Source organism: Pedobacter immunditicola, from assembly GCF_037482985.1.
Taxonomy (GTDB): domain Bacteria; phylum Bacteroidota; class Bacteroidia; order Sphingobacteriales; family Sphingobacteriaceae; genus Pedobacter; species Pedobacter immunditicola.
The window spans coordinates 146,508-172,557 of record NZ_JBBHKC010000005.1; the positions used below are offsets into that span (position 1 = coordinate 146,508).

Here is a 26,050-nt window from a genome sequence, read left to right on the forward strand (position 1 = left end):
TAATCTTTTTTAGCGATGATACAAAAAGCCAACTTCTTCGTCCTGGTGCTGCTGCTGAGCATCAAGTCCTTCGCACAATCGCCTGCCGACAAAAAATGGGCATTTGAAAACAAGCCCTCCTGGAGTGATGAATTTGATTATAGGGGTTTGCCTTCCGAAAAAAAATGGGGTTATGATATCGGTGGCTCGGGGTGGGGGAATAACGAATTGCAGTTTTATACCAACTCTATCAGGAACGCCAGTGTAGCCAATGGTAAGCTGTATATTACAGCCGTTAAGGAACCCATTAAGGGCATGGGTTATTCATCTGCCCGTTTGGTCACTAAAAATAAGCTGGACGTACTTTACGGAAGAATTGAGGTGAGTGCCAAGCTGCCAACAGGCAGGGGTACCTGGCCCGCCGTCTGGATGTTGCCGACAGATTCTTTTTATGGCGGATGGCCGAAATCCGGCGAGATAGATATCATGGAACACGTAGGTTTTGATCAGAACAACGTTCATTTCAGCACCCATACGGAGGCCTATTACCATCAAATAAACACCCAGAAAACAAGCACCAAAATTATTCCTACAGCGAGTACGGAATTTCATAAGTACCGTGTAGACTGGACACCTTATGCCGTAAGGGGTTATTTCGACGACGTAAAAGTTTTTGAATTTATCAATGAAGGAACCGGGTATAAAACCTGGCCTTTTGATAAACGTTTCCACATATTACTTAATTTAGCCGTCGGCGGCAATTGGGGTGGGGCAAAAGGAATAGATAACACTATCTTTCCGCAGCAATTTGTGATTGATTATGTGCGCTACTATAAAATGATTGATAAATAAGTTAAAATATGAACATCGGAATTATTGGATTAGGTGATATGGGGAAAATGTATGCCCGCTGCTTTGCAAAAGCCGGCTATACTGTTTTCGGTTCAGACCTGCCACAATTCAAAGAAAAATTAATTGAAGAACTGTCGCCTTTGGGTATCGAGGTACTCGAGGACGGTAATGCCGTTTCCCGCCGTGGTGATGTTGTTTTTTACGCCGTGGAAGCTGAAAAGATTGACCAGGTGCTGGCCATGTATGGGCATTCCACAAAGTATGGCGCCATCGTAGCTGGCCAAACCTCTATCAAACATCCTGAGATTGCTGCTTTTGAAAAGCACCTGCCCAAAGATGTGAACATCATTACCTGCCATTCTTTACATGGCCCTGCATTTGATCCTGCGGGGCAAAAGTTGATCGTGATCCCACATCGCACCACAAAGGAGGCCTACCAGCGAATGACTGATGTTTTATCCACCTTAGGTTCTGACATGGTGGAAATGTCTGATTATCATGAACATGATAAAATTGTTGCTGACACCCAGGCTGCTACTCATGTTGGTTTTGAAAGCATGGGCACCGCATGGAAAGAGGCGGGCTTTTTTCCATGGGAAAATGCCGCTTATCTTGGTGGAATTGATAATGTGAAGATCTTAACCACGCTCAGGATCTTTAGTTATAAAGCACATATTTACGGCGGACTGGCAATTTTAAACCCCTACGCACGCCAGCAGATCAGAAGCTACGCGCAGTCGGAGTCTGAATTGTTTAAGTTGATGATCATGGAAGAGGATGCTTCCTTCAAATCCAGGATTTATAAAGCCAGGGATTTTATCTTTCATGAAGAACAAAAACCACTGTTGCTGGATGATAAAGTGATGAAGGAGTTTTCTCTTTCAGGCCATGCCGCCGACCGCAAACCTAATTCCCACCTCAGTTTATTGAGTATGGCAGACTCCTGGTTTAGACTGGGCGTAAATCCATATGACAATTTGATTTGTCAGACACCACCTTTTAAATTAAGGCTTGGTATCGTTGAATATCTTTTCCGAAATGAAGAACTATTGGAAGAATCCATTGAGACGGCTTTGTACGACAAAAAAATCCGTGGTGATGATTTGGAGTTCCATTCTGCAGTGAGGGAATGGTCATCCATTATTGGTTACGGGGATATGGAAGGTTATAAACAACATTTTGAACAGGTGAAGCTGTTTTTTGACGGTAGGCTGGAACATGGGCGTCAACAAAGCACGGAAATGATCAGAAGGTTAGGAATGGAATAGCATATAAACAAATACGAATGAAGAAACTTATAACAGGTGTTTTCGGCCTTTTCATTGCTTATTCGGCACAGGCACAAAAGCAACCTTATCAATACGTAAAACCCATTATAGGAACGGAAAAAATGGGCCATACTTTTCCGGGAGCAACAGTGCCTTTTGGTGCTGTACAATTAAGCCCGGATACGGATACTTTATCTTATGAAGTCAATGGCAAATACAACAAGGATATGTATAAGTATTGTGCCGGTTATCAATACACGGATAAGACCATAGTTGGTTTTAGTCATACACATTTTAGCGGTACAGGTCACTCTGATTTAGGTGATTTCCTGATTATGCCGACTACCGGTAAACTACAGCTCAACCCGGGAACAGCTGATCGGCCGGAGGATGGCTTTCGTTCCGCTTTCTCACATGCTAATGAAGTGGTTGAGGCCAATTACTATAAGGTAAAACTAGATGATCATCACATCACTGCCGAACTGACCACCAGTCCGAGGGTAGGTTTCCACCAATACACTTTTCCTAAATCAGACGAGTCGCATATTATCCTTGACTTAATGAGTGGCATTTATAATTATGATGATAAAAATGTATGGACTTTCCTCCGGGTTGTTAATGACACCTTGGTCACTGGTTACCGCCAGACGTCAGGCTGGGCCCGTACGCGGACAGTTTATTTTGCAATGACCTTCTCCAAGCCCTTTACCAATTACGGGCAGAAGAACTTCGATACTCAGCAAGTTTACAAAGGTTTCTGGCGTAAGTTTGATCAAAGCAAAAACTTCCCTGATATGGCTGGTCGTAAGTTAAAAGCTTATTTTGACTTCAACACCAAAGAGGGGGAGCAAGTGAAGGTCAAGTTTGCACTATCTTCTGTGAGTCAGCGAAATGCATTGCAAAACCTGCAGACGGAGATCCCTGGCTGGGATTTTGAAAAGGTGAAACGTGATGGACAGCAGGCCTGGAATAAAGAACTCAAGAAAATTGAGGTGAATACCTTGAATGAGGATGATAAAGTGAATTTCTACACCGCCATGTATCATACCTTCATTAACCCGACACTATACAATGATGTCAATAAGGAATATAAAGGCCTGGATCAGGATACGCATAAAGCTGAAGGTTTTGAGAACTACACCACTTTTTCTTTATGGGACACTTACCGTGCTTTGCATCCGCTATTTAATATCGTACAACCGCAGCGGAATGCGGATATGGTATCCTCTATGATGGCTCATTATGACCAAAGTGCTTTAAAAATGCTGCCTATCTGGTCGCATTATGCCAATGACAATTGGTGCATGAGTGGTTACCACAGTGTTTCTGTCATCGCTGATGCCATCATAAAAGGCAATTATAAGGGTGATGCCAATGCTGCACTGGAGGCTTGTGTGGCTACGGCCAAACACCGGAATTATGAAGGCATAGGAGAATATATGGATAAAGGCTATATTTCTTCGGAATCTAATGGCACTTCGGTTTCAAATACCCTTGAATATGCTTACGACGATTGGTGCATTGCTCAATTGGCAAAAAAACTGGGCAATACAGCTGTTTATGAAGAATTTTCAAAGCGTGCAGAGAACTGGAAAAATGTTTATGATGCCCAGTCAGGCTTTATGCGCCCAAGGTTGAAAGATGGCAGCTTCAGGAAAGATTTTGATTTGTTAAGCACACATGGACAAGGTTTTATTGAAGGTAATACCTGGAATTACAGCTTATATGTGCCTCATAATCCTACAGAGATGATTGCGACCAGGGGTGGTAAGGACCGTTTTTCTAAACACCTGGATTCTTTATTTACCATGCACCTGCCAGATGAATTCTTCGCAGAAACAGAAGATATAACCCGTGAGGGTATTATCGGGAATTATGTTCACGGCAATGAACCAGCCCACCATGCAGCGTATCTCTATAATTATACCAATACCCCATGGAAAACACAGGAAAGGGTGCGCATGATCTTAAAGAAAATGTACCGTCCAACGGCTGATGGATTGGGTGGGAATGATGACTGCGGACAGATGAGTGCCTGGTATATATTCAGCTCTTTAGGTTTTTATCCGATGGCCCCAGGTTCTCTGCATTATGAATTGGGTAGTCCGGCGGTGGTGAGTGCCACCATTAACCTCGATAACGGTAAAAAGTTTTCGGTGAAAGCTAAAAATCAGGGTGATAAAAATGTGTATGTGGATAAAGTCATCCTGAATGGAAAGGTACTGGACCGCAAATACATTACCCACGAGGAGATTACTAATGGTGGCGAGTTGCAGTTTGTGATGACAGCCAGACCGAATAAAAAACAACCGAAATGAAGTCAGGTAAAATAGGTTGGTTCTTGTTTCTTTGGTTGTTATGGGCAAATGCTGCCTTTTCGCAGCAGCTGGACTATGCCAAAAAAGTGGTGGAAACATTGGCTTCCCCGGCTTTGAAGGGACGGGGTTATGTAGAGAACGGTGATCAGCTTGCCGCTGCATTTATCGCTAAAGAATTTGAAACGGCAGGTTTGCTTCCTATCAATAAGGGCTCCTACTATCAGGATTTTAATTTGCCGGTTAACACCTTTCCAGGTAAGGTAACAGTTAAACTAAATGGCCAATTACTCCAAACGGCGGTTGACTATCTGGTTGATGCTGCGAGTCCTGCAGTTAAAGGCAATTTTAAAGTGATCGCTGTAAAGCGGCGTGATATCAATAGTCTTGAAAAACTTAAGTCGCTGGCACAGTTGGCCAGGGAATCTTTTATCCTACTGGATAACAGGCCGGCTGAAAATGAGGGTAAGGCGGAAAAAGAGATCATTGCTGCACATATCGCTGCTTTGAGGAACAGTGTGGAACTTAGTTTCAAAGGTCTCCTGTTATTTTCTGAGGAAAAGCTAACCTGGACTACCCTTCCTTTTCAAAGTATCAGGCCGGTGATCACCATCAATAAAAAAGGTCTCGATCCTGCCGCTATCAAAAGCATATCGCTGGATATAGAAGTGAAATTTGATCCTGCTTACCACACCAGGAATGTAGCAGCTATGGTTAAGGGAACAGCTGCTTCAGATTCTACGTTAGTGCTCACGGCACATTATGATCACCTGGGGTTATTAGGTTCAAAAACGTATTTCCCTGGAGCAAATGATAATGCCAGTGGTGTTGCCATGTTGCTTAGCCTGGCGCAGTATTATGCAGCACATCCTCCAAAATGCAATATGGTTTTCCTTGCATTTTCAGGCGAAGAAATTGGCCTGCTTGGTTCAAAAGCCTTTATACAACAGCCGTTGATCGATTTAAGTAAGATCAGATTTCTGGTCAATTTTGACCTGGCAGGTACAGGGGATGAAGGTATTAAAGTGGTGAATGGTACAAAGTTTAAGGCTCAGTTTGATCTGTTGCAACAGCTGAACCAGCAACATCAATTGCTTCCAAAGGTGGATATCAGAGGAGAAGCTTGTAACAGCGACCACTGCCTTTTTTATGCACAGGGAGTGCCTTCCTTTTTTATCTATACACAAGGTGGTATACAAGCCTATCATGACATTTATGATAAGGCAGAAACATTGCCTTTTACGAAATTTGAGCCTTATTTCGAGCTGATGGTAAAGTTTTTTGATAGTGGGTTCTAGTAAAGGTCCTATATTTGGCTCCCAGAAATTAAAACAATGGTCTGCAATAAATTTGTTATCTCTGGTATCGTATTCATGGGCTTTTTCAATGCTGCTTCTGCCCAAAACCAACCCATGCCTTCATCAAAAAGCGATACAGTTAATATCCTGAATGAGGTTATGGTACAGGAAAACAGGATACAGCTTCCTTTTTCCCAGCAAAACCGTAACATCTGGATCATCGACCAGGAAAAGATCAAGACTTTGCCTGTGAGGTCAGTGAGTGAGTTGTTAAGTTATGTATCGGGGATAGACGTTCGTCAGCGTGGGCCTGGTGGCGCGCAGGCAGACATCAGTATCGATGGTGGCACTTTTGATCAGACTTTGGTACTGCTCAACGGGATGAAGGTTTCAGACCCGCAAACGGGCCATAATATGATGAACCTGCCGGTGACACTAGCTGATATTGATCACATTGAAGTGATCCGTGGTTCCGCTTCCCGGATATATGGTATCAATGCTTTAACAGGAGCGATTAATATTGTTACCAAAACTGCACAGAAAACAGGTGTTACTGCTAATTTGTTTGCGGGGAGCAGTTTCAGCAAGGATGAAGTTTCCGGTAATACCTATGCCAACTATGGCATCCAGGCGAGGGGGAATTTAGTACATAAAGGGGGATATCATTCCTTGTCGGTAGCACAGGAAGCGGGAAATGGCTATCGATTTAATACCGCATTTAACAACCAGAAGATTTTTTACCAGGGGCAATTGCCTGTAGGGAAGCGTGATCAGCTGGATATCATGTCGGGTTATACGCACAATAATTTTGGGGCGAATGCCTATTATTCTGCTCCGGGTGATATCAATAGTGAAGAAACCGTTAAAACGCTATTGGCGGCGGCCACTTATTCAACGAAGCTAAGGGAGAACTGGACCTTTAAACCGAGAATCAGTTACCGCCATAATGTCGACGATTACCTGTATATTAAACAAAGTCCGGATAAATTTCACAACCACCATCAAACCAATGTTTTTGATGTGGAACTGAACAATACCATCCAGACAAAGATAGGGACCTTTGGTATTGGCTTAGAAGGAAGGACTGAACAGATGAACAGCACCAACCTGGGTAAACGTGATCGCCGCAATGCGGGGGTTTTCGGCGAATATAAATTTGCACCCATTGACCGGGTACTGATCAACCTTGGGGCCTATGCCAATTACAATTCTGATTATGGCTGGCATGCTTTCCCGGGTATGGATGTAGGCTATAACTTTTACGAAAACTGGCGGGTGTTCGCCAACCTGGGAACAGGCCAAAGGTTGCCGACTTTCACCGATCTCTATTATAAAGGCCCTACCAATATTGGAAATGACAGGCTGCGGCCGGAAACCTCCACTTATGCGGAAGGTGGATTGAAATTTAACAATGAGCGGCTGGTGTTCAATGCGAGTTATTTTTCAAGAAGGATTAACAATTTCATTGACTGGGTGAAGGCAATACAGGCAGAACCCTGGAAACCGGAGAACTTTAGCCAGGTGAATACCCAGGGATTTACGATCAGCGCGGACTACAAGGTACAGACGGCATCGACCCTTTTTACAAGCCTGAGGTTAGGTGCATCCTATACCCATCTAGACCCAAGCTTTAAAACGACACTATCTTCAGCTATCCTTTCACGTTATGCGCTTGAAAGTTTGAGGAATCAATTGAGTGGTACCGTCAATGCGGAATTTTCTGAATTACTGGCCTTAACGTTAGCCGCACGTTACCAGGAAAGGATTAATTATAAGTCATATACCGTATTAGATGCCAGGCTTGCCTTTAAGCAACCGAAATACAGTATTTATGTAGATGCGGCCAATATTTTTGATGTTCAATATATTGAAGCAGGTGCAGTGCCCATGCCTGGGTCATGGTTTACTTTAGGGATAAAAACAGCGATTTAAACGATCCCCTTTTTGACGAGCAGGAATTCATCACCACCTAAATCAAGGTAACCATATTCATAACAGAATATATAGGTATGGCCCTTCCTGGTGAGGTGAGTCTGGGTATGGAACTGTAAATTTAAACCGGCAGCGATCAATTTGTTTCTATTGATCCTTGTTTTTCCATCCGGGTTAAAATCAGCCAGTATTTGCCGGTTTTTCTTTAAAATCAGGTTTACATTCTTAGTTACACTAATTTCCTGTGTTTTGGTACGGTTATAAAAGCTGCTTCTACATTGGTCATCACAAAACTTTTTATCTGCCCTGCCTTTCACAGGCGTATTGCATTCCCTGCATAACTTTTCCATAATATAGCTTTTGTCTATCTTTAATTAAAGCTATGTTACTTAAATGATAAAGTGGTAATAAACATTTAAATACGTATGTAAACGTTTACTATACGGTAAGGCTAGATTTCATGATCATCTTTGTTCTGTCAGCAGCTAGCAAAGACCGCTGATTTTATTTCTTCACTTAAAATTTATTTTATGAGCAACGTGAAAAACAGTGTACGTTTAACCGGATTCGCAGGCACAGATCCTGTAATAGTAGATTTCGCTAATCAAAAAAGACTGGCAAGGGTAAGTCTTGCTGTCAATGAATCTTACAGGAATAGTTCAGGTGAGTTGGTCACCCAAACGCAATGGGTAAACCTTGCGTTTTGGAATAAAAAAGTGGAGTTGATTGAAGGGCTGGTGAAGAAAGGAACAGGCTTTAGTGTAGAGGGCAGGTTAACCACCCAGAGTTATAAAGATAAAAAAGGAGAGCCACGTTTCACTACTGAAATAGTGGTCAACACCGTAGAGATGATGACGGCGGCGCCGGTGCCGGTGTGTTAGATCAATACCAGGCTGCAGCTTCAATTGAAATGGTTGAATACTTATTTCATTAAAATAACTGCAGCCTGATATTTACACTTTGTTACCTGATTTTAAGCGCCAGGCCAGCATAGAAGTTCCTTCCGGCTGCAGCATTATAATACCTGCCTCCAAAAGCGTTTAAATCATTACCCAGGCTATAGGTTTTGTCTAACAGGTTATCTGCGCCAACATAAACTTCAACAGGAAAGTTCGCTATTTTCAAATTCTTCCAGCCAATTTTTGCCTGTACTAAATGGTATGAATCTGCGATGACGGTGTTGGCATCATTGAGTGGAATTTCTGCGGTGTAATTATGCTGGGCAAATAGGTACCATCCATTTTTAAACTGTAGATCAGCGCTGCTGAGTAGGATGTTTTTGGGTACGCCGGTTAAACCATTTCCGTTGTAATTTACCTCCCTGTCAAAATAATCACTGAACTCAAAATGGCTTAACGTATAGGCGTTCCTTAGTTGCAAGCCTCTAACGAATCCTGAAGATCGGGCAGGAATTAGCCATGCCGATACTGCGGTTTCCAATCCCCATTGTTTGGTTCCGCCTGCATTAATGAAGTATTCCGTGTCATTTGCATTTAAACGCCTCACAATGGCGCTTTTTAAATTGTAATAAAAGCCGGTCACATCGATGAAGATCCTGTTTTGCAAGGCTTCATATTTAAAGCCGGTTTCATAGTTCCAGCCATATTCAGGTTGCAAGTCTACATTGATCACATTGTCTGAAGCCCTTACTTCCGAAAGGGTAGGTGGGGAATAGCCCTTGCTGATGGAAGCATGTAACGAAAACTGCCGACTGGCCAAATAGGAAAGTGCCACCCTGGGCATGAACTGTACATCGAAGTTGTTCGTCTTTTTTGCCACCTGCACCGGTGCGAAACTTTGGTAGCGGTAACCATACAAATTGGCGCTTCCGGAGATTTCCAGCAGCCATTTATCGAGGTAATCAAAGTTAAGGTGTACAAAGGCAAAGTTTGACTTCGCCCATAACTTATCTGAAGCTTGGATGGCACCGCGGGTGCCAAAATTATTATCGAAATTATCAAAGTCAGTGCTAGTTTGCATGCTTTCCAATCCGACGTTGAACTTCATATCCAACGCATTTGCCCTTCGTTCATATTCCAGGTAAGTGCGTAAGCCCAGGGTGAATTCTTTGCGGTGCTCGTAATTGGTGGTAAAGGGATTTTTAAAATCCGTATAAGAAGTAAACAGGGAGGCAACGTGTTTAAACTGCGGACTGATTTGCCACTCGTTAGAGAGCCCGGCATAACCTGTTTTGCTGTAAATACCGGCCATTTGTTCCATAGCGCTGGGGGTCGCTGCCGTGGCTGGCCTCGATAATTGTGGGTTTGCGGCAAACTGGGCGGCATTTAAACCACCGGGTGTATTGTAATGCAGGTCCGAATAAAACAACAATGCTTTTAAGTTTGCTGAGGGGGTATATTTGTATCGTTGCAACACCTGGATATAATTTCGGTCCATACCACTGTGCTCCCGGTAACCATCGCTTCGCTGGTAAGCCTGGCTAATGCTCAGTTCGTAATTTTTCCATTTCTTGCCAAGCTGAATATTCTCCTGAAAAAGACCATAAGAACCACCCTGGGCTTTAAAGCTAATTAAGGTGCTGTCGCTGGCAGGTAGTGACGCGGGGTTGATTAGTACCACGCCGCCGGAGTTGGCACCGAAAATACTGCTTTGAGGGCCTTTGAGCACTTGCACACTTTGAATGCTGTTTACATCGAGGGCATTGAGGTAACTGCCGCCACCGGCATCTGTTAGCGGGAACTCATCAAGGTATATTTTTACATTCCTGATCCCAAAGGGAGAACGCAGCAAACTGCCACGTATGGAAAGGCGGTAACTTCCCGGTGATCTTTCTTCCATTCTTACCCCTGCAATGGTGTTCATCGCCGGCACCAGGCTTATGCCTGACTGTTGTTGAAGGGTTAGGCTGTCAATCAGGCCGAAGGCCCCTGTTGATCTTAGTAAGGGTTGTGCTGAAAAGTAAGGCCGAATAATGACTTCTTTTAGTTTTTTACTTGAATCAGGATTAATCTGGGCAATGCCCGCAAAAGATAAAAGAGAGAGTACTGGGATCAGAAGTAGTTTCATTAAGGATATATTTGTCTTTTTTATGTAGGAAGCGATCAAGAGCAATATTTTTCTCCGTTATTATTGTTATTTAATTGTAATCAAGAACTCGCAAGCCCGGTTCATATCGGTTGTCGAATATATGCTTATTTCGTCAGTAAATAATTTGTTTTTTAAAGGTTTGAAGCTATCATAAGCTTGTTCATTCATTATTTAGAGGCAACCCTCCAGATGATGTTACTTACATCGTCGGCGACCAGCAAAGCACCGTCTTGAGCTACAGCAACACCCACTGGGCGGCCGTAAACTTCACCTTTATCAAGGTCTGCAATAAAACCGGTCAGGAAATCCTCCATTTCGCCTGATTTAACGCCCGCTTTAAAAGGAATAAAGGCTACTTTATACCCTACAAGCGCAGATCGGTTCCATGAACCATGCTGGCCGATAAAGGCACCACCCTGGTATTTAGCAGGAAACTTATCGTCTGTATAAAAAGTAAGTCCTAAGGTAGCCGTATGTGCTCCGACAGCAATATCAGGCACTACTGCTTTTTTAACCAAATCCGGCTGTTGGCCTTTGAGCCGTGGGTCTTCATGCTGACCGAAATAAGAATAAGGCCAGCCATAGAAAGCGCCTTTTTTAACACTGGTAATGTAGTCTGGAACCAGGTCGTCACCTAATCCGTCCCTTTCGTTCACGGCGGTCCACAAGGCTTTTGTTCCCGGCGCCCAGGCCATACCCACCGGGTTTCTCAGGCCACTTGCAAAAATGTTCTCACCAGTGCCATCAGGGTTTATTTCTAATATATTAGCTCTTCTTTTCTCGTTCTCGATCCCGTTTTCTGCTACATTGCTTCCCGAACCTACCGAGATATATATTTTAGAATTAGCTTCATTAGCGATTAAATTCCGGGTCCAATGGTTATTGTAACCACCTGCAGGCAAGTCAATAATTTTTGTGCCCTTGCCGGTGATCTTCGTATCTCCGGTATTATAGGGGAATCTCCAAACCCCATCCGTATTGGCCACAAAAAATGAACTGCCGATGATCAGCACACCATAAGGCTGATTTAGATCTGTAAGAAATGCCGATTGGACATCTGGTTTGCCGTCGTCATTGGTGTCTCTGAATAAATGGATGGTATTGGCGCTGGAAAGCGCGACGAGGACATCGCCATTTGGGGCGATGTATATATTTCTTGGATTTTTAATTTTTTCAGCAAACCTAGTTACTGTAAATCCTGCCGGGGCTACCGGGGTTTTCCCTGCAGGCCAGCCGATGACTTTACTGAATTTCGATTTAGTAGCATTGGTATCAGGAGCGGGGAGGACGAGGTCCTGCGCAGAAGAAGCTTGAACTGAGTCTGAATTTCCCGCAGACTGCTGGTCGTTGGAGCCACATGCTATCATTAATGGTAAAATGGCGGTCAAAAGGGCTGCTTTTTTCATCAGTATATAATTTGTTTTTTAAAGGTGATGAAGCTATCATGAGCAATATTCATTTCTATTTGTGAGTGTTTGCCCATGATGGTTTCATTTATTTACATGCTAACAATTAATTTAAAAAGATGTTTAGTCAAAAAAAAGCCGCTTCTGCTGAAAACAGAAACGGCTTTTAAAATATAATAAGAGTTACCTTAAGAAGGTAATCAGTTTTATTTAGCTAGTTTAGCTTGTAAATTCTCATCTATAGCAGCTAAGAATTCTTCAGTATATAAGTAATGTTTACCATGTTCAACTTTATTGCCATGGATACAAACTGCTAAATCTTTTGTCATTTTACCACTTTCTACAGTTTCGATACATACCTGCTCTAAAGCATGACAGAAGTCAATTAATTCCTGGTTGTTATCTAGTGTGCCACGGAATTCCAAACCTCTTGTCCATGCAAAGATAGATGCGATTGGGTTGGTAGATGTTGGTTTTCCAGCTTGGTGTTCACGGTAGTGACGGGTAACGGTACCATGGGCAGCTTCAGCTTCCATCGTTTTTCCATCTGGTGTAATTAATACAGAAGTCATTAAACCTAAAGAACCAAAACCTTGAGCTACGGTATCAGACTGAACGTCGCCATCGTAGTTTTTACAAGCCCACACAAAGTTACCATTCCATTTTAAGGCGGAAGCAACCATGTCATCGATTAAACGGTGCTCATAAGTAATTCCAGCTTCATCAAACTTAGCTTTAAAGTCTTTCTGATAGATTTCTTCGAAGATATCTTTAAAACGTCCATCGTATTTTTTTAAGATGGTATTTTTTGTGGATAAGTATAAAGGCCATTTTTTACTTAAAGCCTGGTTGAAACAAGCGTTAGCAAAACCTATGATACTTTCGTCAGTGTTGTACATTGCTAAAGCAACACCGTCACCTTTGAAATTGTAAACATCAAACGATTGTACTTCACTGCCATCTTCAGGTGTGAAAGTTAAGGTTAACTTACCTTTGCCTTTGGTCACTAAATCAGTCGCACGATATTGATCTCCAAAAGCATGACGGCCAATGCAAATAGGGGCAGTCCAGTTTGGAACTAAGCGTGGAACATTGCTCATTACAATTGGTTCACGGAAAACAGTACCATCAAGAATATTACGGATGGTTCCGTTAGGTGATCTCCACATTTGTTTTAAATTAAATTCTGTAACGCGCTGCTCGTCAGGAGTTATAGTTGCGCATTTAATACCTACGCCATATTTTTTTATAGCTTCAGCTGCATCAATCGTTACCTGATCATTTGTTTCATCGCGGTATTCAACACCAAGATCATAGTATTTAATATCAAGATCCAAATAAGGAAGGATCAATTTATCTTTGATGAATTTCCAAATGATACGAGTCATTTCGTCACCATCTAACTCTACAACGGGCTGGCTTACTTTAATTTTTTGTACAGACATATTATGGATTCAATTTAAATTGATTAGATAAGAATACAAATATAGAAAATTTGAGTTTATAGCCTTGACTTCTGCGAAATTCTGAAACAATTAAAGTTATCATAACGTTATGATGATAAAACTTATAGGATATGAACACCGATGACAAAAACCGCCAAGCTAAAAAAGGATCGAATGATAAGATACACGATTCTGATTTAGGAGAAACACAGAATATCAAAAACCTTTCTTTTGATAAAGAGAAAAATAGTTTTGAAATTGATGTCAGGAGTGATGATAAAGATTACGACCATCCTTTGCCATATGACACAACCGCTGCTAACGGTGGCGATGATAACTCAGACTATGATGAAGCGAATCCTTATATAGGCGACGAATATGCAAGGAAAGACGAACAGGCAGAAAACGAATTAGGGGAACTGGGAATGCATGTGGATGATGGAGACATCGTAGAACTTAACCCGGAGGATGAATATTTGGCTCAAACGCCTGAAGATGAAAGGACCGATCTTGATGAGGAAGGTTACCCTATTAATGATGCTCCACCAATGCCCTGAGCTTAGGAGTTGATATCCAGGTTGAATAGTTTACGCATTTCTTCAAGCTGCGGGTTCTTTTGCACCAGGTATTGATATTTTTCGTTACTGGTGTATAACCTGTTTTTTAACTGCCGTTCCACTTTCCTGGTCACAAGGTTTAAATTGAAATTTTTCAGCTGTGTCCGCAGGAAGTTTAAAAAGTAAACCTGTTCATCCTGAAGTATACTTTCCTGGATTTTATTTTCTATCAGGATGGTAATTTCTTCATTTTCTAAAATAGGGTCATTGCTGGTCAACAAGGTGAAGACGTTGATTTTGCCTTCGTCTTTGGCTTTGTGTGCATATAAATTCCACAATTCTACCAGTTGTTCAAAACTGAAGGGCTCTTTGTCATTTCCATCAATATATTTTGGCTCCTTATTTTCAACCTCACCCGAGGCCATACTTTCCAAAGCTGTAAGTGAAGGAATCAGCGTTGAAGTTCCACTATTGGCTGCTTGTGGTGTCAAAACAATTTTACCTGTTGGTGCGGCGCTGCGCTGTTGAGCTGGGGCCTGTTGTGCTATGACTTGTTTTTCTGCGGCGGCGCCAGGTGCTAATGGAATTGGAGGTAATACGGGGGTTGAAAGTGAAGTTGTTTGTGCAGACGGTACTGAAGCAACAGGAGGAGCAGCCATGATGGGTTGTGCAGCTTTTTGAACCGGTATTTCTGTTGCTATTGCGGCAGGTTCAGGTTTGCTGTCAGTTTTTTTTTTAATCTGATCTGTATCAGTTAAGGCATTTGCATGGGGTAATTGGGCAAGTTGCAATACCGATGGGATGTGACACATCTTTATCAAAGCCAGTTCTACCTGCAAACGTTGATTCTTGCTGTTTTTATAAATCAGGTCACATTGATTGGCAAGGTTAAGTGCCGTTAATATGAAAGATACAGAGGTGCGTTGGCTTTGTTCCAGGTACTTTTGCTTGATATTCTCACTCACCTCTAAAAGCTTGATGGTTTGCGGGTCTTTGCCTACTAATAAATTACGCAGGTGACTTGCCAAGCCATTGATGAAATTATTGCCATCAAAACCATTGTTCAATATTTCATCAAACAGCACTAAAGCCTGGCTTACATCTGCAGTGGTTAAATAGGTGGTTAACTTGAAATAATAATCGTAATCCAGGATGTTGAGGTTGTCGATCACCGATTTGTAAGTCAGGTTTTTATTGGTATAACTTACGATCTGGTCAAACATGGACAATGCATCTCTTAAACCACCATCTGCTTTCTGCGCAATGATGTGGAGTCCATCTTCTTCGACAGCGATGTTTTCACGCTGGGCAATGGTATTTAGGTGTGAGGCGATGTCTTCCACCTGTATCCTGTTGAAATCAAAGATCTGGCAACGCGATAAAATGGTTGGCAGGATTTTATGTTTTTCTGTAGTAGCTAAGATAAAAATGGCATAGGAAGGCGGCTCTTCTAAAGTCTTCAGGAAAGCATTGAAGGCATTTGCAGATAGCATATGCACCTCATCAATGATATAGATCTTGTATTTTCCGGCTTGTGGCGGTATACGTACTTGGTCTATCAGACTTCTGATGTCATCTACCGAGTTGTTTGAAGCCGCATCAAGTTCATGAAAGTTAAAAGAGTGGCCAGTTTGAAAAGAAACACAGGAATCACAAACACCGCAGGCTTCCTGTTCTGGAGTAATGTTGTAACAGTTAATTGTTTTTGCCAGAATACGTGCACAAGTGGTTTTGCCAACACCACGCGGACCGCAAAAAAGAAATGCCTGCGCCAGCTGGTTGTTTTTGATAGCATTTTTTAAGGTTCCGGTAATATGATTTTGCCCTACAACGGTATCAAACGTTGATGGGCGGTACTTACGGGCCGATACTATAAAATTTTCCATTCGATACGAAATTATAAAATATTTATATAGTGAGGGGGTTTTTATGTTAAAAATAAAAATATCTTTGGCCTTTAAATTTTTAACCCTCTCATGAAAAAATTTCTTTCATTATTTGTTTTCTTTGTTCCCTTTCTTTCTTTTGCACAATCTAATTTTCAACCAGGGTATATGATCAACGCCCAGGGAAATACCATTAAGGGTTATATAGATTACAAAGAACGCAGCTTAAACCCTTCGGATTTTAAATTCAAGCCGACCAGTGATAGTGAAACAAAAAAGTATGATTTAACCAGTAGTCTTGGTTTTGGGATTGATGGACTAGAGACGTATCAGCGGTTTGTTGTTGATATCAGCATGAGCAAAGAAAATAACACTAATCCATACCATGGATTAGATACCTCATTAAGAAGGGATACTGTCTTTTTAAAGGTATTACAAAGTGGTGAAAATGTAATATTATATGCTTATCAGGATTTACTAAAGAAGAGATTTTATATTCTGGATAAGTATAATAAAACACCTGAGGAGTTAAAAAGAAATATATATATCAGAGATGGAAACAGACCAGTTGTTGTAACTGATAACCAATTTGTGAGGCAATTACAAGATATTAAGAGAAGAAATAATCCGGATAAAGCAATAGATGAGGGCAAATGGATGGATATTCGTTATTTGGAAAGTGATCTTACTAAGGTTGCCGCTGCAATCAACAAACAGGAAATTGTGCAATCGAAATTTGCTGCGACAAGGTTTTTTATAGGAGCAGGCCTAAATATCAGTAAAGCAAAGTACAGCGGTGAAAATGCACTTGCAGGCGACGGCGCCGTAAATAAAACTTCTTATTTGCCTTTTTTAGCTGTTGGCATTGATCTGTTTGCCAATCCAGCTATTAAAAAAATAATTTACCGAGCAGAGCTTTCATTTTTAATGGGCAAATATGAAATGTTTAATGCCGTTGATATAGGTTCGAGCAAAAATGGCGAAGTTATTAAAGCTGAACATGTTTTTAATCAATACACGGCGCAATTAACGCCGCAAATGATCTTCAATCTGTATAACACCAATAAGTTGAAATTTTTTGCCTCTGCTGGTTTATCTTTAAACTTATCTAATTATGGTAAAAATACAGGCAAAAATATCCCTACTGTAAATGATCATGGTGACGTAATAATTATTAATGGGGACGATCATGTAGAGTTGATTAATTTTAATTATTCGGCACGTGTAAATGCAGGCTTAGTTCTTAACAACCGGTTGGAATTGTCTGCAGGTTATCATTTACCTTCTGCAGTTACACAGTACTTAGCATATAACATTGTCATACAAAGACTAACCTTTGGCGTTAATTTCTTGATTAATAAAGATTAATATCAAATTACCCCTTTTAGTAATAAATATTATTTGTTACATTTGCAACCCCATAGTAAATGATGGGAATGAATTATTAATTAAATAAATAACAATGAATCAGTACGAAACTGTTATCGTTCTTACCCCGTTGTTATCAGACGAAGTAGCTAAAGAAGCAATCGCAAAATTTAGCAAAATCATTTCTGATAGCGGAGCCGAAATTGTTCAAGAGGACAATTGGGGTTTGAGAAAATTAGCGTATCCGATTGAAAAAAAAGCAAGCGGATTTTTCCACCTTACAGAGTACAAATCTTCTGGGGAATTAATTAACAAGTTGGAGTTAGAACTAAAGCGTGATGAGCGTGTTCTACGTTTCCTTACTGTAAGATTAGACCGTCATGCGGTTGCTTACAATGAAAAGAAACGTAGTGGTGCTTTTAACAAAAAACCTAAACAGGAGGCTTCAGTATAATGGCTAAAGATCAAATACAATATGTTACCGCTCCAAAAGTGGACGATAACAGAAAGAAATATTGCCGTTTCAGAAAAAATGGTATTAAATATATTGATTATAAAGACGCAAACTTTTTATTGAAATTCATCAATGATCAAGGTAAAATTTTACCTCGCCGTTTAACCGGTACTTCATTGAAGTTTCAACGTAAAGTGGCTCAGGCTGTAAAGCGTGCCCGCCACATTGGTTTGTTACCTTTTGTTGCTGACCAATTAAAATAGGAGCTGAGAGATGGAAATTATTTTGAAACAAGATATCAAATCCCTAGGGGAAAAAGATGATATCGTGAATGTAAAGCCAGGATATGGTCGTAATTACCTTATCCCTCAGGGATTTGGTGCTTTGGCTACCCCTTCAGCTAAAAAAGTATTGGCAGAAAACTTAAAACAAGCTGCTTTTAAACAAGATAAAATTAAGAAAGATGCTGAAGGTATTGCTGAGCGTTTAACAGACGTTAAGTTATCTATCGGTGCTAAAGCTGGTGAGACAGGTAAGATTTTTGGTGCAGTAAACACTATTATGATTGCTGATGCATTGAAACAACAAGGTTTTGATGTTGACCGTCGCCGTATTACTTTCGAAACTGAACCTAAATTTGTTGGTGAATATATCGCTAACTTAAACTTACACAAAGAAGTGAAAGTTAAAGTTCCTTTTGAAGTAGTAGCTGAATAAGCTATTCTTACTAAACATAAAAAAAGCGTTCTGAGACTCAGAGCGCTTTTTTTATGTCTTCGATTTTTACATGGTTAATAGCCTTCGCTTTCATTCATCATAAAGTGCCTTTCATATCTTCTTATGATCTTTTCTTTTTGTTTCTCGCTTCGTCGATTAGTTTTCTGATTTCCTCAATATCGCTTTTAGAGAAGCCATGCACCTCTACTTTATTGCCGGTTAAAAATAACCTGATCGTTGAGAAGCCAATCATGGGAGAATCCACTTCAATCGCAGTGATATCTTCATAGTTTAAGTATTTTGATTCCCCGCTAAAAACACCTGGTTTCTTGATTTCGATGTTATTTTCCTCCAAATGGATTTCCATAGGAAAAGTCTTATTACCTTCTGATAGTCTTGACGCTGTAAATTTCATATACAAATATATTTTAATAGATTGATAGTGACACTATCATCAGCTTACAGCTTACAAATATGAATTTATAAGCTATGACAGCTTCATTCCAATTAAAGCAAACTACATACCAATGAAACCATCTTCAGCGTAAGCTTTTTACTACCTTTGAGCACAATGGCACAAATAAGACGCTCAGCTAAGAAAACATCCAAGCCGCTCCTGAAAAGAATAAGCTCCCTGTTAAGTAAAATTCTAATATGGTTTTTATTGGTCAGTGTATTATGGGTATTAGTATACCGCTTTGTAAACCCGCCGATAACGCTTTTGATGATTGTGCGAAACCTAGAGCGGAAGGCTGATGGCAGGCCGTTTAAAACCAACAAGGAATGGGTAGATTTTGAAAATATATCAGATAACATGAAAAGGGCAGCTGTATCAGCCGAAGACCAGTTGTTTCTAACGCACATGGGTTTTGATTTGAAAGCAATTGAAAAAGCCTATGATAGTAACAACAAGGGTAAAAAAATCAAGGGCGGCAGCACCATCTCGCAGCAAACAGCAAAAAACGTATTTCTTTGGCCAGGACGTTCCTGGTTACGAAAGGGCTTTGAAGCCTATTTTACCCTACTGATAGAGATTTTATGGAGCAAAGAACGCATCCTTGAAGTTTACCTTAATGTCATTGAAATGGGTGACGGAATTTACGGGGCCGAAGCTGCGGCACAGGAATATTATGGGAAATCATGTAAATCCCTGACCAGAGCCCAGGCCGCACTCATTGCTGCCTGTTTCCCTAATCCATTGCGCTGGAGCCCTGAAAAGCCGACTAAATATATCAGACACAAGCAATCTTTAATTATGAAGAATATGAGACGATTGGGGCCATTAGATTTCTAATTTTTCACTATCTTATACTAATTATCATACCTGTCTTTTAACCACATAAACATGAAACGCTTATTGAACCACTGTTTGATTTTACTGTTGTTATCGGTTTCCCTGAGCCTACAGGCGCAGGAGAAATATGTGATGGTCGTTCATGGTGGGGCTGGGACGATCTTAAAGAAGAATATGTCCCCGGAGATGGAGAAAGCCTATATAGAGGTGCTTACCATGGCCTTACAAACCGGGTATAAGGCTTTGAAATCAGGCAAGACAAGTATAGATGCCGTAGAAGCTACCATTCATATCCTGGAAGATTCTCCGTTATTTAATGCTGGAAAAGGGTCTGTTTTTACCCACGAAGGGAAAAACGAAATGGATGCTGCTATTATGGATGGCAGAACAAAAATGGCGGGGTCAGTTGCCGGGGTATATACGATAAAAAACCCTATATCTGCCGCCCGGGCGGTGATGGAAAAATCTGAGCATGTGATGATGGTGAGCCGTGGTGCAGAGATGTTTGCCAGAAGAGTAGGGCTAAAGATCGTTGATCCCTCCTATTTTTACACCAAAGAGCGCTGGGAAGGATTAAAACAAGCTATTAAGCAAGATTCCATTAAGGCAGTCATCGATCGAGCGAGTAAAGGGGTGAAGGCAGGATCAGCGAATCATGATGATAAATTTGGCACTGTGGGCGCGGTGGCGCTGGATCAATCGGGTAACCTTGCTGCAGGAACATCCACGGGTGGTATGACGAATAAAAAGTATGGCAGGGTAGGTGATGCGCCCATCATCGGTGCGGGTACTTATGCCAACAATGCAACTGCAGGGATATCATGCACTGGCTGGGGAGAATATTACATCAGGAACGTAGTGGCTTATGATATTTCGGCCATGATGGAATATAAAAACATGACTGTGGCGGCGGCTGCCAAAGCTGCTATAGAAAAGGTGGGTGATATGGGTGGTAATGGAGGACTAATCGCTTTGGATAAAAAGGGCAATGTGACCATGCCTTTCAACACGGAAGGTATGTACAGAGGAACTGTAACTGAAAATGGAAAAATCGAGGTATTGATCTATAAATAAGCTATCCTGAAGAAGACCAGCCGGGAAATACATTTCCCGGCTGGTCATTTCAAAATATGTTGATTGAATTATAACAAGTGCGCGAATACCGAATTATGCCAGCTTTTTTCGAAAGGTACTTCCCACTTATTTTCAAACTCTTCCAAGGTTTGAACCATGTTGTTGAAGACGATGGTTTTAGGGCCAATCTTTTTGATGTTAATTAAGGTTTCAAAGTCTTCCTTGTTCGTAACCACCACTTTATCATCTATTTTGTAGCCCATATTGAACCTGTTCAACAGATCCACATGAAAGGCTTGTTCAATTTCCCTAATGATCCGGATAGAAGAATCAATTGAACATCCGGTCACATTTGCAGCCCCTTCATCAACAGTAATAACAATGAAAAAATTGTATATAACTTCTGCTTTAGCGTCCAACTGATGCCCATGGGCTTTCCATTGTTCCGTAAAAACATTTAGTCGCTGTTGAATTGCTTCAACCTCTTTTTCCGTGAATTCACGGTCGCTTTGGTATACCCAAACTCTGGAATGTGGAGAAAAACTCATGTTACAAATTTAACATTTTATTTAAATTATAGTAGGTAAATGGTAAAGCAATGGAAAAGTTTACAAAAAGCTTAAAGTATTGTGCCATAGGTGCTTTTGGACTGGTTTTATGCTCCTTCTGTACTTTTAACATATTAGCTGATGAAGCCTTATATCTGGAGAAAAAGCTGACGGAACATTACGATATCAGCCAGGAGGGACCTGGTATTTTAAGTTACGAACTTCAGGTTACCAACAGTGGTTTCTGTAGGTATAAACGTCATTATGCCGATGGAAAAACTGACTATTTTTCCTTCAATACCGTTAAGTTTAAAAGGATGGATTACAGTGGAACAAACAAAAGAGGGCGGTTATTTTTGTACACCATAAAAGATGATGTGATCGTACAAACCTTTAACGACAATAAAGGTGATATCGACAGTATGGCCACCTATTTATCTATCCCGCTGAAGGATATAAGATCAGCTGATCTAGCAGATTTAACTGAGAAGTTTCGGCAATTACATTTGAAATTGCAGTCGGCCCAATAGAAAACACCGGAGTTTCAATATACCGGGAAGCCACAATAATTTTAATGTCGCCAGCATGCGTTTCAAACAGGTTTTGCACCAGTTCTGGAGAATTGTTGTCTTTAGAAAGGTGTGACAGCAGCAGGTGCGTCATATGAGCTGGCTTATGCTCCATAAACAAATCCAGGGCCTGTTTATTGGAAAGGTGCCCTTGTCCGCCGCTGATACGTCTCTTTAAATAATAAGGATAACGACCGTTGTGCAGCATGTCTTCATCATAATTTGCTTCGAGGAAAGCGGCATCACATTGTTTAAAGTGCTTGATCAGTTCTTCACATACAATGCCAAGGTCTGTAAAGACACCAACTTTGGTGTCACCGCAGGCAATGATAAAACTATGTGGTTCGGCGGCATCATGTACTTTAGGGAAACCTGTGATGTTTAAACTTCCAATGGTGATGGTTTCAAAGCTGCGGAGGTGATGGATCTGCTCTGTTTTTATTTTGCTGAACTTGCAGTTTAACAATGTCCCCGGCGTAACGTAAACGGGAATATTGTATTTTCTTGCCATCACGCAAACACCCCTGATGTGATCAGAATGCTCATGAGAAATGAACAATGCTTTCACTTTAGACATCGAAAGGCCAAGCCTTTTCATCCTGATCTCCGTCTCTTTACAGGAAATTCCGGCATCAATGAGAATCGCTTCTTCGTTGTTGCCGACATAGTAGCAATTTCCGTTGCTTCCGGAATTCAAAGAGGTGATAAATAGTGTATTACAATCCATTTGCTCTGGCAGTAATTTCCGCAATATCCAATACCTTTACCTCGTCAGACTTGTCGCTCATTTTAACGCCATCACTTAGCATGGTCATGCAAAAAGGACAGGCAGCAGCAACAATCTGTGGGTTAATTTGTAGGGCTTCCTCAATTCTTTCGATATTGATGTCTTTAGCTCCTTTTTCAGGTTCCTTAAACATTTGTGCACCACCGGCACCACAGCATAAGCCATTTGACTTGCAGCGTTTCATTTCCACCAACTCTGCATCTAAAACTTCCAAAGCGCGGCGGGGAGCCTCGTATACACCATTTGCACGGCCCAGGTAACAAGGGTCATGGAACGTTATTTTTTTACCTTTAAAACTCTCACCACCTTCAGTTTTCAATTTACCCTCATCAATCAGTTGCTGGATCAATTGACTATGGTGGATCACCTCGTAATTACCACCCAGTCCGGGATATTCATTTTTGATGGTGTTGAAGCAATGAGGGCAGCCAGTTACGATTTTCTTGATGTCATAACCATTTAATATCTCAATATTGGTCATGGCCTGCATCTGGAACAGGAATTCATTCCCTGCGCGTTTTGCAGGATCACCAGTGCAACTTTCTTCAGTACCCAATACAGCATATTTTAAACCAACATGATGCAGGATCTTACATATATCGCGGGTAATTTTTTGGGCACGCTCATCATAGCTCCCGGCACAGCCTACCCAGAAAAGAATTTCCGGAACTTCGCCTTTAGCTACCATTTGTGCCATTGTAGGCACTTCAAAATTTAATTGCTCGCTCATCTTTCAGCTCAAATTTTTGTGTTAGTTTTCGTTAGCCCAATTCAAACGGTCGGACGGTGAATATTTCCATGGGGCGCCATTGTTTTCCACGTTCCCCATCATGGCATTCAGGCTGGCAGGAGCTTGAGACTCTTCCATCACCACATAACGCCTCAGGTCCATAATAATCGCTAAGGGATCAATGTTAACCGGGCAAGCCTGTGTACATGCATTACAACTTGTACAGGCCCATATTTCTTCTCTTGTGATATAATCATCCAACAGTGTTTTTCCATCGTCAAATCCTTTACCCGTTTTATCAATGTTAATACCCACTTCGGTTACCCTGTCGCGGGTATCCATCATGATCTTGCGTGGCGACAATAATTTACCGGTGATATTGGCCGGACAAACTGAAGTACATCTTCCGCATTCTGTGCAAGTATAAGCATTCATCAAATTAACCCAGGTTAAATCATTGACATCTTTTGCGCCAAAGCTGCTGGCTTCGGCAGGTTCAGGAGTAAAAGAAGGGTCCATCATCGCTTTAACCTCATTGGTTACGCTTTGCATATTATCAAACTCTCCCAAAGGTTTCAGCTTTGAAAACCAGGTATTAGGGAAGGCCAGCATGATGTGGAAGTGTTTAGAATAAGGCAGGTAGTTTAAAAAAACAAATATACCGATGATATGGAACCACCAGGAGCCTCTTTCTACTGCGATGAGCGCCGAAGCACTATCAGGCAATATGTTTTGCAGGAACTGACTCACTGGAAACGCACCGGCAAGCGTATAATGGTCCACGCCCAAGGCTTGCAATTTAGCATCAGCCGCATTCATTAATAAAAATGCAGACATGAGCAGAATCTCTGCGATGAGGATATAATTGGCATCAGATCTCGGCCAGCTGGTCATCTCGACACCACTGAACCTTTTCAATTTTAATATATTTCTGCGGATCAAAAAGATGACACATGCCACCCAGACGGTTAAGGCCAGGATTTCAAATGCACCGATGAGTCCGTTGTAAAGTGCACCTAGTCCGCCGAAAATGCGGTGTGTGCCAAAAACCCCATCGATCATGATTTCGAGAACTTCCAGGTTGATGATTACAAAACCTGCATAAACAAACAAGTGCAGCAGGGCGGGGATAGGGCGGAAAAACATCTTTGTTTGTCCGAATGCCACTTTCATCATCGTCATGAATCTTTCCTTAGGCCTGTCGAAGCGATCTTCTTTTCTTCCCAGGCGAATATTGCGAATTACTTTTTTCGCGTTAAAGCTAAATAAAGCTACAGCGGCAAGGGTAAGCGCTATAAAAAGAATTTGTGCTATCATTTTTCAAAAATATCTGTATGGTGGTGCTAAGATAAAACTTATTCCTGTAAACAATTTACTATGCATGCATAAAGGGGGTTTTTTAGGGTGTTTTAAAATTATTTTGATTTATTTTTAAATAAAGTTTGGAAGATTAAAAAAAGAAACTACATTTGCACTCCCAACAACGGGGAAATGGTTAACAAAATGACTGTTTAAATGTTGGTGCGGTAGCTCAGTCGGTAGAGCAAAGGACTGAAAATCCTTGTGTCGTCGGTTCGATCCCGACCCACACCACTTCAAAAAGCTTCAGAGAAATCTGGAGCTTTTTTTGGTTAAAAGGGGATTTGGCGGCCACCAGGTGTAGGTGAGCGATCCAGGATGGATAATGCACTTTTGCTTTAAATATCGCCTATAGACTACTTATTCTCCTTGCTTAAAGTGCTAATTTATAGCTGTGAAATTCATTAAGTGGTTATATAATTGAAAATTATATATTTGGTTAACCAGCCAAAAAACACCTTTTTCATTTAAACAGATGCCACCAACCTTCCCTCTATTTATAGGCTTTATATTTTATGTAGGATTACTGGCAATCTCAGTTGTCTTAAGTATTCCATTGCTATTTATGAAATCGAAAAGATTATTGGCATGGAAAATTGTTCTAACTATATTAATTTCTTTCCCTAGTTTAATAGCAGTTGTACTTGTGTTTTTTATAGCATTTTTTCCACCGGCACTTATATTTTTTTGGTTACTTAATGAAAAACACTCAACAAGCACCTTTGGAATTATCCTAACTATTATCGGATTCTTAATATTTATAGCCTTAATTGCGGTATGCTCTCTGTATTTGTGGTATTTTCTAAGTAATCTTCTTTATAAGCGGCTTGACAGAAAGCCAATTTCCGAGTTTTTAAATAGTGATAAAGTTTACAACTATGTTAAGCCACAATTAATCAGGCTAAAAATTATAGCTCGCTAATTTATTCTTTGCAAACATTGTTCTCAAGTTTAAAATAAAAAATAGTTAAACGATAATAATGAATGCAAAGCATTTATCCGTCAACTGATTGAGAGTATGTTGTTAGTTGGATACTGAGCTGTAGTTTTGGCGAGTTATAATACGTTTAATGAAGCTACGGCAGAATCGCTTATCTGATGCCATAACCCCAATTTTCCCCTTAATTGTATATTTAAATAAGAAATGTAGATATTTAGCGGCGT

25 protein-coding genes and 1 tRNA gene are annotated in these 26,050 nt (G+C 41.0%); 16 read left to right on the top strand and 10 right to left on the bottom strand.

All coding sequences use genetic code 11. The features are described from left to right. Positions 1–15 precede the first annotated feature (15 nt). The 5 genes from WG905_RS10115 to WG905_RS10135 are packed head-to-tail and all read left to right on the top strand — an operon-like array spanning position 16 to position 7,644. On the top strand, positions 16–831 hold the full coding sequence (locus WG905_RS10115) for a glycoside hydrolase family 16 protein (RefSeq protein ID WP_339591598.1): 816 nt from the start codon (positions 16–18) through the stop codon (positions 829–831). Between the two features lie 8 nt (positions 832–839). Next, positions 840–2,099, top strand: coding sequence for an NAD(P)-binding domain-containing protein (locus WG905_RS10120; protein WP_339591599.1), 1,260 nt, complete (start codon positions 840–842; stop codon positions 2,097–2,099). A gap of 17 nt (positions 2,100–2,116) precedes the next feature. Further along, positions 2,117–4,417 carry a GH92 family glycosyl hydrolase gene (locus WG905_RS10125; protein ID WP_339591600.1) on the top strand — a complete coding sequence of 767 codons (2,301 nt, stop codon included), beginning with the start codon at positions 2,117–2,119 and terminating at the stop codon, positions 4,415–4,417. After that, positions 4,414–5,712, top strand: a complete 1,299-nt coding sequence (locus WG905_RS10130; protein ID WP_339591601.1) for a M28 family metallopeptidase — start codon at positions 4,414–4,416, stop codon at positions 5,710–5,712. Before WG905_RS10125 ends, WG905_RS10130 begins: the two co-directional genes overlap by 4 nt. Positions 5,713–5,748: 36 nt before the next feature. After that, positions 5,749–7,644 carry a TonB-dependent receptor plug domain-containing protein gene (locus WG905_RS10135; RefSeq protein ID WP_339591602.1) on the top strand — a complete coding sequence of 632 codons (1,896 nt, stop codon included), beginning with the start codon at positions 5,749–5,751 and terminating at the stop codon, positions 7,642–7,644. On the opposite strand, the gene WG905_RS10140 is transcribed toward WG905_RS10135, so the two are convergent. Further along, positions 7,641–7,994: a hypothetical protein gene (locus WG905_RS10140; protein ID WP_339591603.1), complete on the bottom strand. Its 354-nt coding sequence runs from the start codon at positions 7,992–7,994 to the stop codon at positions 7,641–7,643. The genes WG905_RS10135 and WG905_RS10140 overlap by 4 nt on opposite strands. 180 nt (positions 7,995–8,174) lie before the next feature. Between WG905_RS10140 and WG905_RS10145 the strand changes: the two genes are divergently transcribed. Beyond that, positions 8,175–8,525, top strand: a complete 351-nt coding sequence (locus tag WG905_RS10145; protein WP_339591604.1) for a single-stranded DNA-binding protein — start codon at positions 8,175–8,177, stop codon at positions 8,523–8,525. Positions 8,526–8,607: 82 nt separating this feature from the next. On the opposite strand, the gene WG905_RS10150 is transcribed toward WG905_RS10145, so the two are convergent. The 3 genes from WG905_RS10150 to WG905_RS10160 form a co-directional block, all read right to left on the bottom strand. After that, positions 8,608–10,671, bottom strand: a complete 2,064-nt coding sequence (locus WG905_RS10150; RefSeq protein WP_339591605.1) for a TonB-dependent receptor — start codon at positions 10,669–10,671, stop codon at positions 8,608–8,610. Positions 10,672–10,859: 188 nt separating this feature from the next. Further along, a complete protein-coding gene (locus tag WG905_RS10155; protein ID WP_339591606.1) occupies positions 10,860–12,098 on the bottom strand; it encodes a PQQ-dependent sugar dehydrogenase in 1,239 nt (412 codons plus the stop codon). Between the two features lie 206 nt (positions 12,099–12,304). Further along, positions 12,305–13,543, bottom strand: a complete 1,239-nt coding sequence (locus WG905_RS10160) for an isocitrate dehydrogenase (NADP(+)) (RefSeq protein ID WP_339591607.1) — start codon at positions 13,541–13,543, stop codon at positions 12,305–12,307. 131 nt (positions 13,544–13,674) lie between these two features. Between WG905_RS10160 and WG905_RS10165 the strand changes: the two genes are divergently transcribed. Continuing rightward, a complete protein-coding gene (locus WG905_RS10165; RefSeq protein WP_339591608.1) occupies positions 13,675–14,100 on the top strand; it encodes a hypothetical protein in 426 nt (141 codons plus the stop codon). A gap of 2 nt (positions 14,101–14,102) precedes the next feature. On the opposite strand, the gene WG905_RS10170 is transcribed toward WG905_RS10165, so the two are convergent. Further along, the gene (locus tag WG905_RS10170) at positions 14,103–15,986 is read right to left on the bottom strand and encodes a DNA polymerase III subunit gamma/tau (protein WP_339591609.1); all 1,884 of its coding nucleotides are present in this window, start codon (positions 15,984–15,986) and stop codon (positions 14,103–14,105) included. A gap of 354 nt (positions 15,987–16,340) precedes the next feature. Here WG905_RS10170 and WG905_RS10175 point away from each other — a divergent pair, with 354 nt between their 5' ends. From WG905_RS10175 to rplI, 4 genes are all read left to right on the top strand, one after another. After that, positions 16,341–17,354: a hypothetical protein gene (locus WG905_RS10175; RefSeq protein ID WP_339591610.1), complete on the top strand. Its 1,014-nt coding sequence runs from the start codon at positions 16,341–16,343 to the stop codon at positions 17,352–17,354. A 94-nt stretch (positions 17,355–17,448) separates the two neighbouring features. Beyond that, positions 17,449–17,808, top strand: a complete 360-nt coding sequence (gene rpsF, locus WG905_RS10180) for a 30S ribosomal protein S6 (RefSeq protein WP_339591611.1) — start codon at positions 17,449–17,451, stop codon at positions 17,806–17,808. Further along, the gene (rpsR, locus tag WG905_RS10185) at positions 17,808–18,071 is read left to right on the top strand and encodes a 30S ribosomal protein S18 (protein ID WP_012780908.1); all 264 of its coding nucleotides are present in this window, start codon (positions 17,808–17,810) and stop codon (positions 18,069–18,071) included. The genes rpsF and rpsR overlap by 1 nt, the downstream gene beginning before the upstream one ends. 10 nt (positions 18,072–18,081) lie before the next feature. Beyond that, complete coding sequence (gene rplI / locus WG905_RS10190) at positions 18,082–18,525, top strand: 50S ribosomal protein L9 (RefSeq protein ID WP_339591612.1); 444 nt, start codon at positions 18,082–18,084, stop codon at positions 18,523–18,525. A gap of 121 nt (positions 18,526–18,646) precedes the next feature. Here rplI and WG905_RS10195 read toward each other — a convergent pair whose 3' ends face one another. After that, positions 18,647–18,940, bottom strand: coding sequence for a PH domain-containing protein (locus WG905_RS10195; RefSeq protein WP_339591613.1), 294 nt, complete (start codon positions 18,938–18,940; stop codon positions 18,647–18,649). A 156-nt stretch (positions 18,941–19,096) separates the two neighbouring features. Here WG905_RS10195 and mtgA point away from each other — a divergent pair, with 156 nt between their 5' ends. Beyond that, on the top strand, positions 19,097–19,819 hold the full coding sequence (mtgA, locus tag WG905_RS10200; protein WP_339591614.1) for a monofunctional biosynthetic peptidoglycan transglycosylase: 723 nt from the start codon (positions 19,097–19,099) through the stop codon (positions 19,817–19,819). Between the two features lie 51 nt (positions 19,820–19,870). Beyond that, positions 19,871–20,893 carry an isoaspartyl peptidase/L-asparaginase family protein gene (locus WG905_RS10205; RefSeq protein WP_339591615.1) on the top strand — a complete coding sequence of 341 codons (1,023 nt, stop codon included), beginning with the start codon at positions 19,871–19,873 and terminating at the stop codon, positions 20,891–20,893. Between the two features lie 68 nt (positions 20,894–20,961). Here WG905_RS10205 and WG905_RS10210 read toward each other — a convergent pair whose 3' ends face one another. Beyond that, positions 20,962–21,441 carry an ABC transporter ATPase gene (locus WG905_RS10210; RefSeq protein ID WP_339591616.1) on the bottom strand — a complete coding sequence of 160 codons (480 nt, stop codon included), beginning with the start codon at positions 21,439–21,441 and terminating at the stop codon, positions 20,962–20,964. A 50-nt stretch (positions 21,442–21,491) separates the two neighbouring features. Between WG905_RS10210 and WG905_RS10215 the strand changes: the two genes are divergently transcribed. Beyond that, positions 21,492–21,971 carry a hypothetical protein gene (locus WG905_RS10215; RefSeq protein ID WP_339591617.1) on the top strand — a complete coding sequence of 160 codons (480 nt, stop codon included), beginning with the start codon at positions 21,492–21,494 and terminating at the stop codon, positions 21,969–21,971. Here the strand turns inward: WG905_RS10215 and WG905_RS10220 are convergent. Genes WG905_RS10220 through WG905_RS10230 form a run of 3 tightly spaced genes read right to left on the bottom strand, consistent with a single transcriptional unit; the run spans position 21,880 to position 24,844 of the window. Beyond that, positions 21,880–22,737 carry an MBL fold metallo-hydrolase gene (locus tag WG905_RS10220; protein WP_339591618.1) on the bottom strand — a complete coding sequence of 286 codons (858 nt, stop codon included), beginning with the start codon at positions 22,735–22,737 and terminating at the stop codon, positions 21,880–21,882. The two genes, WG905_RS10215 and WG905_RS10220, sit on opposite strands and share 92 nt — an antisense overlap. Next, positions 22,727–23,527 carry a (Fe-S)-binding protein gene (locus WG905_RS10225; protein ID WP_339591619.1) on the bottom strand — a complete coding sequence of 267 codons (801 nt, stop codon included), beginning with the start codon at positions 23,525–23,527 and terminating at the stop codon, positions 22,727–22,729. The genes WG905_RS10220 and WG905_RS10225 overlap by 11 nt, the downstream gene beginning before the upstream one ends. A 21-nt stretch (positions 23,528–23,548) precedes the next feature. Then, positions 23,549–24,844, bottom strand: coding sequence for a 4Fe-4S dicluster domain-containing protein (locus WG905_RS10230; protein WP_339591620.1), 1,296 nt, complete (start codon positions 24,842–24,844; stop codon positions 23,549–23,551). A gap of 203 nt (positions 24,845–25,047) precedes the next feature. Here WG905_RS10230 and WG905_RS10235 point away from each other — a divergent pair. Both WG905_RS10235 and WG905_RS10240 read left to right on the top strand, forming a co-directional pair. After that, positions 25,048–25,120: transfer RNA gene (locus WG905_RS10235), tRNA-Phe, on the top strand. Positions 25,121–25,361: 241 nt separating this feature from the next. Further along, positions 25,362–25,808 carry an ATP synthase subunit B family protein gene (locus WG905_RS10240; RefSeq protein WP_339591621.1) on the top strand — a complete coding sequence of 149 codons (447 nt, stop codon included), beginning with the start codon at positions 25,362–25,364 and terminating at the stop codon, positions 25,806–25,808. Positions 25,809–26,050: the final 242 nt, after the last annotated feature.